Raw genomic sequence first — 15,101 nt, forward strand, 5'->3', positions numbered from 1 at the left:
GCCCTGTTTTTCATACTGTTTAGATGCTCTATACAGCGTAAAATGTATCTGAATTTATGGCTTTTTTGCAAAAATCATATTAACCAACCTGCCTGATTCGTTGTAGAGAGGACTTTTTGCTTTTGCGGATTTCGTTCGCACAACCTGAAACCTGATGAAGAACATCATTGCCCTTTTCGCTGCTGCGTCCTGTCTTTTCTTTTCGTCCTGCCATCGCCCCGTTGCCTATTTCCAGCCGACCTCCCATCCGGCGGCAGCCAGAATCCCGACTGAGCAGCCAGTGGCGCAGGCAAACACAACGGGTTCAGATTCGGCCAGACAGGTGACTAGTCCATCGGCAATTGTTCCGCAATCGATTATGCCCGCTGTTGCCAGCCGAACGAATCGACCTACGCAAGCGGAGGAGAAGCGCATTGAACGCCGAATGCATCGGATAAACGCTTTATTAACGAATCCAACAACCAAAGCTTCGGATCATCAACCGGGTCCTAAGCCCAAGAAAAAACTCAGACTAGGTAACCAGATCCGTCAGAGTCTGGGTATGAAACTTCGGCCTGAACTCAACTGGTGGCAGCGGATTAGCTGGAAGTTGAAAGCATCGGTACTTGTTATTCTGGTAGCGGTCCTGTTTGCTATTTTACACATTACCATACTCGCCATTATCTTCGGTATTGTGGGCGCGTTTCTGCTCATCAGCGGCCTCAAACGGTCATTTAAAGTGAGAAGACCCTGGTTTTGACCAGGCCGCTTTCTTATAAAGTTATCTTCTCCACACTGACTTCACCGTTACTAAATGTAGGTGCGCAAATTTATTTAGGGCAATCCCTTCACCGCTTCGTAGATCAGCTGAATGTACTTTTTGCGGTCGATGTCATAGACGAATTCGACATTCGGTGTTTTCTTCAGAACATCGAAAAAGTCGACGACGGTTGTGCCCGCCGTTAGGGTGCCGTTTACTTCTACATCGACATAACACGGCTTTGACATAAACATGGATGGGTCAATAAGCCAGGCAATGGAGCAGGGGTCGTGAAGGGCTGCGCCACCGTCCAGTTCGGGGCGTTCGCGCCGGTAGTAAATGGAAAAAAAGTCCATCAATTCAGCAACGACCTGCCCCGACTTATTCCCGATGGCTCTGAACAGCTCGATGTCTTCCTGAAACACCAGCGCCTTGTGTGTCACATCCAGGCCGCACATGGTTATGGGCACGCCAGACCTAAATACAATGGCAGCCGCTTCGGGATCAACGTAAATATTAAATTCGGCTGTGGGAGTGATGTTGCCCCGAAACGCCCCGCCCCCCATGAGCGAAATGCGTTCAATCTTGGCTTTTAACTGTGGATACGCCAGCAGGAACGTAGCAATATTGGTGAGTGGTCCTGTTGGAACAAGGGTTATTTTTTCTGTGCTCTCCGTCAGAATTGCCGCCATAGCCTCAACGGCTGACAGGAGTCCGGGTTTTAGGACGGGTTCGGGCAAAATCGGGCCGTCGAGGCCCATTTCTCCATGGACGTTATCCGCAATGATGAGCTCCCGGAAGAGGGGTTTTTCACTGCCTTTATACACCGGAATATCAGCCCTAATCAACGAGGTGATTTTCAACGCATTTCTTAGCGTTTTTTCCTGAGTCTGGTTGCCCGCTGATGTGGTGATGGCTTTGATATCAAACAGGCCGCTGCCAAACGCGAGCATTAGCATAACTGCATCATCGTGACCGGGATCGCAGTCGATAAGTATGGGTATTTTCTTCATTAGTTAGCAGGTAAGAGCATAAAGCTTACTCGAAGGCCAGGGCCGTTCGCACGTTTGGTCGCTAAGATACAGTCATTCGGATTCACGAACGGACAAACGACTCAAGAGTTCTTTTCTGACCTTGGTTACGCTTTCTACGAAGTTTAGCGGTTAACAGATTACCAGTCGTATTTATTCATATAGCGCATCATTAGGGCCTTTCCTGGTTAATGTATAGTTTACAGTCTAACCACTAATCGGTTACTTAACCCGTATTAAGTATATTTAACTAATTTTTAATTATAATTTTGGACTGTTTAGACGCAATTTTACGGTTTTAGGGGTAGTAAAACCTATTTATATTGAGGCCCTGTTCATCGAATGATTTTTCAAAAAACAAGCCTATACCTACTGTGTATCTGTTCGGTTATAACGGCCTCTGCACAGACAACGCTGACCTTGCGGCAAACGCTTCAACAAGTGCGGGAGAATAGCCCGGCTCTACGTGTTGAGCGACTGAATATCAACGCGGCCCAGGCTGACCAGATTACAGCTAACCTGCGCCCTAATCCAGTACTAAACAATCAGACTCTATTTCAACTCCAGCAAACGCCCGGAGCTATAGTGCCGTCAGGAGAGGGCGTTGGGGTACTAAACCGCCAGCGACGACAGTTCTGGTTACAGGCGACAAAGGAGTTTGATATTCACAACAAGCGCGCGTATCGAAGCCGCTTTGCCGAAGCCAACACCAATCTGGCCGTGCGAAGTGTAGCCGAAACGGAACGAGGCTTGCTGTTCGATGCGGCCAACCGTTATCTGGATGCCTGGTATGCACGCATCCAACTGGCCTTGTTGCAGCGGGCTAAAGCCAATGTCGACACGCTGGTTCAATTGAACCGGGTTCGTCTTAAAGATTTGGTTATCAGTAGTACTGATCTTACCCGAACACAGTTGATCTCAGATCAGTACGATATTCAGACTCGCACTGCTCAGCAGGATCTTCGTAACCGGCTGAACGATCTGCGCCTGGTGATCGGCGCGGCAGACAGCATCAATGTGGCGCTCAACGACTCGATTATTAACCCCGCGTTTAGTAATCCGCTGAGTTTGTATCCGTCTGTGAATGCCAGCGCAGACAGCCTGTTACAGATGGCGACTACAACGCGTACTGACGTACGTGTTGCTGAGGCTAACCTGGAATCGGCCCGGCGTAACGTGGACTTACAGCAAGTGCTCGCCAAACCGCGCAACGAAGCTGGATTAATCTGGAACCCCCAGAATGCAATTCCTTACGCGGGTGTTTTTCTGACCCTCGAACTACCTGTTTACAGCCGTAATCAGGGCGAAATTCAGAAGTCACGGGTGTTGCAGGAACAGGCAGGACAGGCGGCTGCCCTGGTTCAGCGGCAAATACGGGCCGAAGTGCAAACGGCTTACCAATCGTTTACGACGAGTCGCCAGAATATTGAACGGTATGTAGCTATTCGGCGTGATGCCGACCGGGTGCTGGCATCGGTTCGGTACGCGTATCTGCGGGGCGCTACTACCTTAATCGACTTGTTGCAGGCACAATCGTCCTGGTTCGAAACGCAAACGGCTTACTATCAGGCGCTCTATACCCACCGTCAAAATTATGTCCGGCTGTTATACGTAACCGGGCAGATTAACGCTTACTGATCATGAAACTTCATCCCATAGTCCTGTTGGCCCTTTTGACTGTTGCCTGCAAAGACAAGCCAAAGCCAGTCGTTACCTCCATACCGCACCCGACCATTAGCACCGATGGCACACGCATCACGTTTCCAGATTCGCTGATGATGAGTCCCTTTACAACCCAACCGGCTCGGTCGGGGGCGATCCGCACCGATTTTTCGGCACCGGGTCATGTGGCGGCTATGGTTCTGCGGTCTACTGAAAATCCGGCGGAACGGCTGGTGTTATTCGATGAGCCAAGTTTGTCCGATAACTACACCGCTATCTTGCAACATCGCATTAACATTCAGACAGAGCGGGGTAACCTGGAACGAGTAAAAGACTTGCAGGCGCACGGAGCGGCATCGGGCAAAGAAGTAATTGAAGCCCAAACGCAGCTGGCCAACGAAGAAGCGGCTATTATCTCAGACGAAGCAACCCTGAAACTGGCTGGCTTCGACCCTGAAGCCCTTCGGAAAGCACGCCCGAATACGATTCTGGTGGTGTGCGAAATACCGGAAAATCAGTTTGGCAGTATCCGGAAAGGCTTAGTCTGTAGGCTGAACTTTACGGCCTTCCCCAACGAGCGGTTCGTGGGTGTTATTGACAACGTCAACGACTATGTCGACAACACGACCCGCCAGATTAAGCTACGGATTTCAGTGGCCAATCCCGATGGCCGATTGAAAGCGGGCATGTTCGCACAGGCTGAGTTTGGTGTGTCGGAAGGCAACCTGATGACCGTTTCGCGCGACGCGATTGTAACGGTACAGGGGCGCGATTATGTCTTTATCCAGACGGGTCCAAGAGCCGTTGAACGGCGGGCGGTTGAACTCGGGCAGCAACGTGCCGACCGCGTGGTGGTGCAGAACGGACTGAAAGAAAATGACCAGGTCGTTACGGCCAATGTGCTGCAATTGAAAGGCTTAAGCTTTGGGTATTAATGTCTGGCTGAGGCTTCTGCTTTGCCCGGACGTCAACACTTTACAAGGCCAAGCAGGAGCTTGGCCCAGACAAAATAAATGATTCAGAAACTGATCTTTTTTTCCCTCAAAAACCGCTGGATCGTTGTTGGTCTTGCAGTGGCAATTATGGGGCTGGGGTTGTGGTGCTTCAAACTGCTTAAAATTGAAGCCTACCCCGATATTGCGGATACAAACGTTATTGTTATTAGCAAATACGATGGCCGGGCGGCTGAAGAGGTCGAACAGCAGGTAACGATCCCGATTGAGCGCGTGCTGAACAACGTACCGCACGTTACGGATCGCCGGTCGCGGACTATCTTTGGCTTGTCGGTGGTGCAGTTGAATTTTGACGAAACGGTTACCGATTACTTTGCCCGGCAGCAGATCATCGAACGGCTCAGCAGTGCCCAGTTGCCCGATGGCGTTTCGCCGGAACTGGCTCCGTTGACCACGGCTGTTGGTGAAATTTATCGCTACGTTATCGAAGCACCGGCGAGTATGACGCCCATGCAACTGCGCGATTTGCAGGATTGGGTCATCATTCCGCAGTTGCTTCAGGTACCCGGTCTGGCTGACGTAACCACCTTTGGCGGGCCGATTAAACAGTATCAGGTTATTCCCGATCCGGCCAAGCTGCGTAAGTTTGGCTTAACCTTGCAGGATGTCATTGAGGCTGTTCAGAAGAACAACCAGAACACCGGAGGAAACATCATTTCCCGGGGAGGACAGGGCTTTGCTGTGCGTGGCTTAGGGGCGCTCAAGTCGCCCGATGATGTTCAGAACATTGTGCTCAAAGCGAATGAAGGCGTACCGATTCTGGTCCGTGATGTGGCCAGCGTAGAAATAAATCCGCCGTCCCCTTCGGGTATTCTGGGGTACCGGATTCCTGACGAGAAACTGGACGTGATTGGAGCCACCGAAGGAATCGTTTTGCTCCGTCGGGGCGAAAACCCGAGCGAAGTGCTGGAGCTACTCAAAGAGAAAATTGCCGATCTCGAAGCGCGCGAACTCCCCAAAGGAGTTCACCTGCGGGTGTTGTACGACCGTGGCTTTTTGATTGACCACTCCCTCGAAACGGTTGCCCACACGCTCATCGAAGGTATTTCCATTGTGGCTATCCTGCTAGTGCTGTTTCTGGGTAGTCTGCGGGCCGCGCTGGTCGTTACGGTGACCATTCCCTTTTCGTTGCTGTTCGCCTTTATCTTGATGAAACTGGTTGGTATTCCTGCCAACCTGCTTTCGTTGGGCGCTATTGATTTCGGCATCATTGTCGACGGAGCCAGCGTCATGGCCGAGCACCTTATCAGGCGATACCGATCATCGGGACCGGCCGACCGGAACCAGGGTATTGTAAACGTGACGGCCCGATCCGCCGGGGAGGTAGCGCGGGAAATCTTCTTCTCGGTGACCATCATCATTCTGGCCTACATGCCCATCCTGTTGATGCAGCGCGTTGAAGGAAAGCTATTCAGTCCGATGGCGTTGACCCTGTCGTTTGCCGTAATTGGTTCGTTGGTTTGCGCGTTGACCGTTATTCCGGTTCTTATCTCGTTCGCCTTCCGTAAGGTACTGGCACCCGACGGTAAACCACTGAAAGAACATAAGAACTTCCTGTTATCGCCCCTGGAGCGCGGCTATCGATGGTTGCTCACGTCGACGTTGTTTCGGGTTCCGGGTTTGGTGGTTGGGGTTGGGATGGCGATTGTGCTGGTGATGATCGGTTTTGGCCTGAAGCTCGGCACCGAATTTCTGCCTGAGCTCGATGAAGGGTCTATCTTCATGCGGGCGTTTATGCCATCGGGCATTACCATCCAGGAGAATGCGAAAATCGCCCCCAAGATTCGGGATATTATCAGCAGGTATAAACCAGTAAGTTTCGTCATCACGCAGTCCGGTCGTAATGACGACGGTACGGACCCGTTCCCAACAGACCGCACCGAGATTCTGATTGGCCTGAAAGATTACAGCACCTGGTCGGATACAATTTCGAAGAAAGAGATTGTGCGGTCCATGCAGGGTAAGTTGCAGGAAGCCTTTCCGGGTGCCTTCTTTTCATCGGGGCAGCCGATTATTGACCAGGTCATGGAAATCGTGACAGGTAGCGCAGCTGACCTGGCCATTTCGGTGGTAGGTAATGACCTGACGCTGATGCGGGCCAAAGCCGATAGCATTGCTGCGCTGGTGAAAGCCATGAACGGTGCTGTCTCGGTAAACATCGAGCAGGAGGGACCTCAGGATCAGTTAGCCATTAAAATTAACCGGCCGGCGGCTGCGCGGTACGGTATCAATGTGGCCGAGATTGAAAACATGATCGAAGCAGCGATTGGCGGTAAAGCCATTGGGTCGATCTACGACGAAGCTAAACGCTACGATATTGTGGTGCGGTTCACACCCGAAAGCCGGGGAAGCATTGAGGCTGTTCGGTTATTGCAGGTGCCTTCGGCAACGGGTGCGCTCATTCCGATGAGTGAACTGGCCGACATTCGGTACGTTCAGGGCCAGACGAACATTTACCGGATCAATGGCAAGCGGATGGTGACGGTTCGGACCAACATTCGCGGACGTGACCAGGGCGGGTTTGTGAAAGAAATCAGCGAGAAAGTTCGGCAGCACGTCAAAATTCCGGAAGGCTACAGTGTCATCTATGGTGGTCAGTACGAAAACCTCGAACGGGCGGGTGGGCAACTGGCTGTCTCGATTCCGCTGACAATTGTGGTGGTATTTCTATTTCTGTTCATGCTGTATGGAAACGTCCGCGATACGCTGTTAACCCTTACGTGTCTGCTATTTGCGCTGGCTGGCGGTATTGGGGCTTTGCTGCTTCGGGGATATAATTTCAACGTTTCGGCGGGGGTGGGCTTCGTGTCGATCTTTGGTATTTCGGTAATGGCGGGGGTGTTACTTGTCTCAGCCCTGAACCGGAATCTGATCAATAACCCGAAGTCGTTAAAGGAAATTACCATCGAAACGGCACAGGAGCAATTCCGGGCCATTATGGCCATCATGGTTGTGGCGATCATTGGTCTTGTGCCAGCGGCCATTTCGAGCGGTATCGGCTCCGACGTTCAGCGGCCCTTAGCGACGGTTATCATTGGTGGGCTAACAACGACGCTGTTCTTCGCGCCACTCATTATTCCTCCTTTGTTTTACCTAGTTAACCGCCGTCGGCCCCGCCCAACGGCCTTGGATTCCTCCGGTCATCCAACACCGGAGCCCATCGAAGAAGGAACGGAGATATAACGTTTACTCCACGGCCTGTGTCCTCATAGGCCGTGGAGTAAACGTTGTTGTTTAATCTACGACAAGAACAATTTTGCCGATATGCTCACTGCTGGTCATCAATTCCTGTGCGCTGGCCGCTTCGGAGAGTGGAAAGGTGCGGTAGATGATCGGTTTGAATCGATCATCGCTGAGTAGCGGCCAGACTTGTTTTTCAACATCGGCGGTGAGGTTCGCTTTGAAGTTGGCATCGCGCGGCTTTAACATACTGCCACTGATCGTAATTCGCTTTTGCATCAGCGTTGGAATGTGAATCTGGCTGTCGGCACCCTGCATGGCATTGATAAACATTAGCCTGCCATCTGTTGCCAGCAGGCGCAGGTTTTTGGGCGTGTAGTCTCCGCCAACCATATCCAGAATAACATGGATGTTTATGTCTTCCAAGACTTTTTCGAAATCTTCTTTTTTGTAATTGACGCATTTTACGGCACCTATCTCTTCGCAAAAGGCACATTTTTCGTCGCTTCCCGCTGTGGCATAGGCACTGGCTCCGAACGCTTTAGCTAGCTGAATCGCCGTTACACCAATGCCGCTACTACCTCCGTGGATCAATAGGTTTTCTCCGCCAGATAAATGCCCCCATCGAAAAACCGTAGACCAGACGGTCAAAATCGTTTCGGGTAGAGAAGCCGCTTCAACAAATGTCAGATTCGATGGGATGGGGAGGCAGTGCCGCTCATCGACCGTTACATGGTCAGCATAACCTCCTCCGCTCACTAGGGCACATACCCTGTCGCCAACCCGCCAGCGGCTGGTGTTGGGGCCGCACTGCTCCACAACGCCAGCTATTTCAAGTCCGGGAATTTGGCCTGTAGGGTCCATGCCATAGCCACCGGTTCGCTGATGAATATCACTTCGATTGACGCCCGCTGCCCGTACACGTATGAGGAGTTGCCCTGATTGGGGTTGTGGCGTAGGTTGTTCCTGTAATTCGAGAACTGAACCATCGCCGGGACGTGTGATCATGATTGCTTTCATACCTGCATAACCATTGCGATCGCCTTTTGTCAGAAAAGGCATACATTCTTGGAAGCAAAGGTTGGTTTTCTCAAACCACCTCATCACAAAACGAGTAGTTATCAGTAAAAACTCACAAACTGGATCATGACTCAACCCGATCAATCAATCTCCGATATAAACGATGTCGTTCGTCAGCAACTGATCGCCTTACTTACCGGTAGCAATGCTCATCAGTCGTTCGACGATGCGGTGAAAGACTTGCCCACCGAACTGCGTGGCGTAAAGCCCGACAAACTGCCGTATAGCATCTGGCAGCTCGTCGATCATATTCGTATTGCGCAATGGGACATCCTCGAATTTTCCCGCGATTCCGGTCATCAGTCGCCACCGTGGCCATCGGGGTACTGGTCAAAAGAATTGGCTCCGGCAGATGAGGCCGCCTGGCAGCAGGCACTGGAACAAATCAGAGAGGACCGCGATGCATTTGTGGCGCTACTAAACGATCCAGGCCGCGATTTATACGCTCCCTTCGAGCATGGCGATGGGCAGAACCTGCTCCGCGAAACGCTGTTGATCGCCGACCATACGGCTTACCATGTCGGTGAAATTATCATTATCCGGCGGTTGCTGGATGCGTGGTAATGATGAATGATGCCGCCGTGGTCTGTGTCCTCACGGACCGTTGATTTAGGAGGAAAGCCTTGGCTGACGCGAAAGTAGTCCGTGAGGACACGGACCACGGAGGCATCACTCATCATTTCTAATTCATCATTCCTAAGCGAATTTCTCCAACTGCTTCACCAGCACGTTGAAATCTTTAGGGTAGGGAGCCACAAACGTTTGCTCTTCGCCGTCCAGTAACGCAAAGGTTAGGGAATGGGCGTGGAGCGCAACCCGATGAATCAGCGGAAGCTCTTCGGTGCCTTCTTTCAGGTTGAAGTTGCGCTTTATATCGGACAGAAAGACGGGCTTTCCACCGTATGTTGGGTCGTTGACGATAGGGGCCTTCAGGCACATTAAATGCACCCGAATCTGGTGCATTCGACCCGTAACGGGCATGCATTCGACCAAGGTTGCTGTCCGGTAGGCCTGTAAGGTATTGAAGATTGTTTCGGCCACTTTTCCATGCTCGCGATCAATGCGAACGGCGGTTCCGTCTTTGATGGGCGAAATGGGTAAGTACACCGAAATGCCCTCAAAGTTGTGCACCCCATTGGCCACAGCATGGTAGCGTTTCGTTACCTCGCGGTGCTCAAATTGCATGGCCAGGTGGCGATAAGCTTCCGGATTTTTGGCGATAGCCAGAATACCCGACGTTTCTTTATCCAGCCGATGGCCGAGTTGAGCGTCGGCATGGTAGGCTTTAGCCAGCCGCAGAATACTCTGGCCGCCCCGGTCCGTTGTCCGTTCGTCGAGCGAGGCTACGTGGGGCGGTTTGTTGATCAATATATAGTCCTCATTTTCAAAAAGGATGAGGTCTTCAAAGACTAATTTCATGGTATTCGGTTTACAGTTTATGGTATTCGACGGCTAGTTTAGCGTGCGAAGTATCCGGCTGATCGCCCATCAAACACCATAAACTGTGAGCCGAATCCCTCAAACTAAACACAAAAAGCCTCCTCCCAGTCGGAAGAGGCTCAGAGTAAACTATCTTGCTAAAGACTATACCGTCAGCGTACCGCGCTCGTAAGCCTTTTGAAGGGTTGCTTCCAGACCATTTTTGTTAATGGTCTTAATGGCCGACGTAGCCACTCTTAAGGTTATCCATTCGCCGGTTGACTCGACGAAGAACCGCTTTTTCTGCAGGTTCGGGAAGAATTTACGCTTAGTTTTATTATTAGCGTGAGAAACGTTGTTTCCCGTGCGTGTGCGCTTTCCTGTGATTTGACAAACTCTGGCCATTACCGTACTCGTTTTCCGTTAGAGGGCGCAAAATTGGCTAAATAATTCATAATCTGCAAGTCATTACTCCTTTTTTTTGAATCCATAGGGACAATGACGACATCCGCTCTTGCAGCAGTAGCCACGTTTGAGGTGATAAGCAGTCGTGAAAACGACAAACCCTTCGGGTGTGTAGTAATAATCCTCGTCGGCTAAACCGGGAATTTTTTTCTTACTGGGTTGCACACGTGCCTGGTTTTGGGCGTCTGTTTAAGAAACCGTATTTTTGAAAGCCAACGGGTTCTACGACCTGTTAGTTGCACAACGTTGCCGATTCCGGCCAACAAACTCATTTAACCGCTTTTCACTATGATACTCGAACCAACAACGCCCGTCTCGTCTGCCGATAAGGCCATGCAACTGGAATGGAAGTATGGCGCGCACAACTATCATCCCATTCCAGCGGTGCTGACGCGGGGCGAAGGCATCTTCGTTTGGGATGTAGATGATAAACGTTACTTTGATTTTCTGTCGGCCTATAGTGCCGTTAGCCAGGGACATTGCCATCCGCGCATTATTAAGGCGATGATGGAACAGGCTCAGCGCCTAACCCTGACGTCGCGGGCTTTTTACAACGACAAGACCGGCCTTTGCGAAAAATACCTTTGCGATTACTTTGGCTTCGATAAAGCGCTGATTATGAACTCTGGTGCCGAAGGGGGTGAAACGGCGCTCAAACTGACGCGCAAATGGGCTTATAAAGTCAAAGGTATTCCGCAGGATCAGGCCAAGGTGGTGTTTGCCGCCGGAAATTTCTGGGGACGCACATTGGCGGCTATTTCATCGTCCACCGACCCGAGCAGCACCAATGACTTCGGGCCGTTACTGCCGGGCTACATTATTATTCCCTACGATGACCTCGACGCGCTGGAAGCTACCCTTCAGAGTGACCCAAACATTGCTGGGTTCATGGTCGAGCCCATTCAGGGCGAAGCGGGCGTCGTGGTGCCGCATGAAGGCTACCTGCGCGGTGTGCGGGAGCTATGCACAAAATACAACGTGCTCTTTATTGCAGATGAGGTGCAAACGGGCATCGGGCGAACCGGTAAGCGTGTGGCCTGTGATCACGAAGGGATAAAACCTGATCTGCTCGTGCTGGGTAAAGCGCTCTCGGGGGGTACTATGCCCGTATCGGCCGTCATGACGTCTGATGAGGTTATGCTCACCATCAAACCGGGTGAGCACGGCTCAACCTATGGCGGTAATCCATTGGCCTGCGTTGTCACTATGGAGGCCCTTCAGGTGGTAGAAGACGAAAAACTGACGGAGAATGCGGCCGCCATGGGCGAAGTTTTCCGCGCCCGAATGACGGCCCTGAGTCAGAAAACAGAACTTGTGAAATCGGTGCGTGGTAAAGGCTTATTGAACGCTATCGTGATTCAGGAACGCCCTGATCTCGGTACAGAAACGGCCTGGGAAATCTGTCTGAAGTTGAAAGGCAATGGCCTGCTGACTAAGCCAACTCATGGTGATAAAATTCGGTTTGCCCCTCCGCTGGTTATCAACGAAGAGCAAATGCATGAGGCCTGCGATATTATCGAGAAAACGATCCTGGCCTTTTAGAATTGATGCATTAGGAAGCGGTATAAGGGCTTAAAGCCAGTATCGCCAGCAACGTTAATGACACGAGCAATGAGCACATCGACCACAACCAGCATTGGCATTATAGGCGCGGGTAACATAGCCCAGGGGTTTGCCCGACACGTAGCGAAGGCTGGTTATCCAGTAATGATCAGCAATAGTCGTGGTCCTGAATCACTGGCCGATCTGGTCACTTCCCTTGGCAATGATATCAAGGCGGGTACGGTAACAGATGCAGCACAGGCGGATATCGTCCTGCTGGCATTGCCGTGGCAGCACTTATCAGAAGGGCTTGCCGGTTTGCCAGCCTGGAATGGTCGTATTGTTATAGATGCCACCAACTTTATTGTTTTCCCGGAATTCAAACCGGCTGACCTCGGCGACAGGACATCGAGTGAAGTGGTGGCCGAGTTGGTGCCTGGCGCGCGCCTTGTGAAAGCGTTCAATACACTTGATGCAGCCGTGCTGGCTGCTGATCCGCATCAAGCCGGTGGGCAACGGGTTCTTTTCTTTTCGGGTGATGACAAGGAGGCTAAGGAAACCGTCAGTCAACTGATCAAAGCTATTGGCTTTGCCGGTATTGATCTTGGCGGACTCGTCACGGGCGGAAAATTGCAGCAGTTTGGCGGGCCTTTGCCTACCCATAACCTGATTAAACTGCCTAAATAATGCGCTTTTTTGCCAGTAAAATGAATGGGGAGCGCATCTGACTAGATGCGCTCCCCATTCATTTTAGACTTTTTTCGCTTATTGCATCGGCTTCCCATTTCTGAACGTAGCCACGATTTTGTCCCCATCCGCGAAGTAATAGGTTCCCTTGCCATTGGGGATATTGTTCTGGAACCAGCCCGCATACTTATCTCCGTTTCGGTAATAGTACACCCCATAATCGGAGCGGAGGTTATCGCGGAAATTGCCTTTGTATTTTAACTTGCCGTCTGCGTAATATTCGACGCCTTCCCCGTGTTTATCGCCTTCCTCAAACTCGCCAACGTAGCGTTCGCGGGTAGGGTAGACGAATGTGCCGGTTCCGTCTTCACAATCGCCCGATACGCAGCCGACTCTTGACGAACTACCAACGGGAGCCTTTGGGGCAATCACTGGCCGGGCGGCAACCGCAGGTGTATTCGTGGGTGTAATGGCTTTTGGTGCCATAGCCACCGGTGTTTTGATGGCTGTTCGGCTTTTTGGATACATAGATTCCGCTTCCAGCCAGCCTTTCCGAATGGCCTCAACACGAGCCGGTTTTGCCGGGTGTGTGGATGTGGCATGTTCATCGCCCAGGGCGCGTACGGCTACCGTTGCCTCGTCCAGTGAAGCGCCTAACTGGTGCAGCACAAAGCCCGAAAACTTATCGGCTTCAATTTCTTTTATCGGCTGGCCGCCCCGGCCGTCAATCGTGTGGCCCTGCAAATGGTGGCCAATTTCGTGCGCCATGATGCTTATCGCCGACCAGTCCGTTTCGGTTTCTTCTTCGATTTGCTGCATGAAAGCCCCATCGTAGACGATAAACCGCTGCCCTTTAAGAACAGTCGCAAAACAGTTGTCGGTGTTGGAGCACTCGATGACTTTGAAATTACGGATCAGGCCAATGGGTTTCAGGATTCGATCCACTACTTTCTCGGCATGGCCGTTGGAGGCCGTTGTTGGGGAGCAGACTACCTGCGGGCCGATCTTGCCGCCTGTATAACTACAAATGAAGGCACCCGACCCTAAGGGTAATGGCAGCGTATTGGTCTGGGCAATCAGGGGGCCAGCAAGGGCCGTACTCAACAAAAGGACAGGTAAAAATAAAGCCGATCTCACAGGCATAACCGGGTGGGTTAATCGTTCAACACGGCAGAATAACGACGAAAGCAGGCTGGCTATTTTAAGCCGTGAACAGGAAAGTTTTCCGGCTGGTTACTTAAACCGCTGTATGGCCACTTTTCCTTTGGCCCCCACGGCATAACAGGTGCCTTTGGCGCAGGCTACCGAATGAAAACCGTCCGTATCGAGCCGTTGCCAGGTTTGCCCCTGATCGGCGGAGAGGCTTGTGCCAGATGGACCAACAGCAAGCAAGCGGTCGCCGGGAAGCAACGCAACGGCTTCTTTCAGGCCGGGCGGATCGGTTGGGGTGAGGAGTGTCCAGGTTTGCCCACCGTCGCGGGTGATGGCGCCATTGGGGCCGGGCTGCTGTTCCTGCTTATAATTCCCGCCAACGACTACGCCAATTTTTTCGGTGAAGAAATGCATCCCAAACAAACCCGTGGCTTCGCCAGCAGGTAAAGGCGTGTTGCTGACGGCCCACGTGCGTCCCCGGTCTTTGGACCGAAACACGCGGCCAAATACCCCGCCACCCGACGCAATCCAGACGTTTCGCTTGCCTTGCACAACGATACTGGTGCCGCTGGCGGCAAAAGCAGCTTCGTTCGGCTCCATCACGGGAAGGCTGGCCGGGGGAATAGGTTGCCAGGTTTTGCCGCCATCGTCGGTTGTCAACATAAACCACCGGCGCCCAACAGACGGATCGGTTAGGGGGTCGCTGAAAATAATACCGTGTTGATCGTCCCAGAAATCAATTCCGTCAAAGAACACGCCCGTTTGTTGGGTTTGATAGAGAAGCGTCCAGTGCTGACCGCCATCCGTTGTTTTGTAAAGCCGGGCCTGACCTTTTTCGGCCGGGCCAGCGCTCATCAGGTAAGCGGTTTGGGCATCAATTGCCTGCACATCACGGAAATCGCAGCCTTGAGCATCAGGAACAGTGCCTGTTTGCCAGGTTTTTCCGCCATCAGCCGTATGAAGAAAGGTGCCTTTGGTACCGCCAATCCAGGCGACATCGGCTCCAGATACACTAACCGCCCGGAAACTGGCGTCGGTCCCAACGGATTGAGGTTGCCACTGAGACAAAGCGGGGACACTGAGCGACAGTGTCCCTATGAGGAGACAAAGGAGTTGTTTCATGAACGATCA

The 15,101-nt window shown here is 51.9% G+C and carries 14 protein-coding genes; 7 read left to right on the forward strand and 7 right to left on the reverse strand.

The genetic code is table 11. The annotated features are described in order from the left end of the window. Positions 1–154: 154 nt before the first annotated feature. Complete coding sequence (locus SD10_RS03475; protein ID WP_046375699.1) at positions 155–739, forward strand: hypothetical protein; 585 nt, start codon at positions 155–157, stop codon at positions 737–739. A 74-nt stretch (positions 740–813) separates the two neighbouring features. On the opposite strand, the gene rihA is transcribed toward SD10_RS03475, so the two are convergent. Further along, complete coding sequence (rihA, locus tag SD10_RS03480; protein ID WP_046375700.1) at positions 814–1,752, reverse strand: pyrimidine-specific ribonucleoside hydrolase RihA; 939 nt, start codon at positions 1,750–1,752, stop codon at positions 814–816. Between the two features lie 360 nt (positions 1,753–2,112). On the opposite strand from rihA, the gene SD10_RS03485 reads away from it, so the two are divergent. From SD10_RS03485 to SD10_RS03495, 3 genes are all read left to right on the forward strand, one after another. Next, positions 2,113–3,408 carry a TolC family protein gene (locus SD10_RS03485; RefSeq protein ID WP_046375701.1) on the forward strand — a complete coding sequence of 432 codons (1,296 nt, stop codon included), beginning with the start codon at positions 2,113–2,115 and terminating at the stop codon, positions 3,406–3,408. Between the two features lie 2 nt (positions 3,409–3,410). Next, the gene (locus tag SD10_RS03490) at positions 3,411–4,367 is read left to right on the forward strand and encodes an efflux RND transporter periplasmic adaptor subunit (RefSeq protein ID WP_046375702.1); all 957 of its coding nucleotides are present in this window, start codon (positions 3,411–3,413) and stop codon (positions 4,365–4,367) included. Positions 4,368–4,445: 78 nt separating this feature from the next. Continuing rightward, the gene (locus SD10_RS03495) at positions 4,446–7,628 is read left to right on the forward strand and encodes an efflux RND transporter permease subunit (protein WP_046375703.1); all 3,183 of its coding nucleotides are present in this window, start codon (positions 4,446–4,448) and stop codon (positions 7,626–7,628) included. Between the two features lie 51 nt (positions 7,629–7,679). Here SD10_RS03495 and SD10_RS03500 read toward each other — a convergent pair whose 3' ends face one another. Then, the gene (locus tag SD10_RS03500) at positions 7,680–8,645 is read right to left on the reverse strand and encodes an NAD(P)H-quinone oxidoreductase (RefSeq protein ID WP_046579002.1); all 966 of its coding nucleotides are present in this window, start codon (positions 8,643–8,645) and stop codon (positions 7,680–7,682) included. Between the two features lie 126 nt (positions 8,646–8,771). Here SD10_RS03500 and SD10_RS03505 point away from each other — a divergent pair, with 126 nt between their 5' ends. After that, positions 8,772–9,269, forward strand: a complete 498-nt coding sequence (locus SD10_RS03505; protein WP_082111504.1) for a DinB family protein — start codon at positions 8,772–8,774, stop codon at positions 9,267–9,269. A 132-nt stretch (positions 9,270–9,401) separates the two neighbouring features. On the opposite strand, the gene SD10_RS03510 is transcribed toward SD10_RS03505, so the two are convergent. The 3 genes from SD10_RS03510 to SD10_RS29615 form a co-directional block, all read right to left on the reverse strand. Beyond that, positions 9,402–10,124: an RluA family pseudouridine synthase gene (locus SD10_RS03510; protein ID WP_046375704.1), complete on the reverse strand. Its 723-nt coding sequence runs from the start codon at positions 10,122–10,124 to the stop codon at positions 9,402–9,404. 165 nt (positions 10,125–10,289) lie between these two features. Further along, complete coding sequence (rpmB, locus tag SD10_RS03515; protein ID WP_046375705.1) at positions 10,290–10,529, reverse strand: 50S ribosomal protein L28; 240 nt, start codon at positions 10,527–10,529, stop codon at positions 10,290–10,292. Positions 10,530–10,592: 63 nt separating this feature from the next. Continuing rightward, the gene (locus SD10_RS29615; protein WP_158500538.1) at positions 10,593–10,754 is read right to left on the reverse strand and encodes a DUF5522 domain-containing protein; all 162 of its coding nucleotides are present in this window, start codon (positions 10,752–10,754) and stop codon (positions 10,593–10,595) included. Between the two features lie 123 nt (positions 10,755–10,877). On the opposite strand from SD10_RS29615, the gene rocD reads away from it, so the two are divergent. Continuing rightward, the gene (gene rocD, locus SD10_RS03520; protein ID WP_046375706.1) at positions 10,878–12,131 is read left to right on the forward strand and encodes an ornithine--oxo-acid transaminase; all 1,254 of its coding nucleotides are present in this window, start codon (positions 10,878–10,880) and stop codon (positions 12,129–12,131) included. Positions 12,132–12,200: 69 nt separating this feature from the next. Next, positions 12,201–12,818: an NADPH-dependent F420 reductase gene (locus SD10_RS03525; RefSeq protein WP_046375707.1), complete on the forward strand. Its 618-nt coding sequence runs from the start codon at positions 12,201–12,203 to the stop codon at positions 12,816–12,818. Positions 12,819–12,896: 78 nt separating this feature from the next. Here SD10_RS03525 and SD10_RS03530 read toward each other — a convergent pair whose 3' ends face one another. Further along, positions 12,897–13,922 carry a M48 family metalloprotease gene (locus SD10_RS03530; protein ID WP_227699129.1) on the reverse strand — a complete coding sequence of 342 codons (1,026 nt, stop codon included), beginning with the start codon at positions 13,920–13,922 and terminating at the stop codon, positions 12,897–12,899. A gap of 129 nt (positions 13,923–14,051) precedes the next feature. Next, a complete protein-coding gene (locus SD10_RS03535; RefSeq protein WP_046375709.1) occupies positions 14,052–15,092 on the reverse strand; it encodes a WD40/YVTN/BNR-like repeat-containing protein in 1,041 nt (346 codons plus the stop codon). Between the last annotated feature and the right edge of the window lie 9 nt (positions 15,093–15,101).

This window comes from Spirosoma radiotolerans, from assembly GCF_000974425.1.
Classification (GTDB): domain Bacteria; phylum Bacteroidota; class Bacteroidia; order Cytophagales; family Spirosomataceae; genus Spirosoma; species Spirosoma radiotolerans.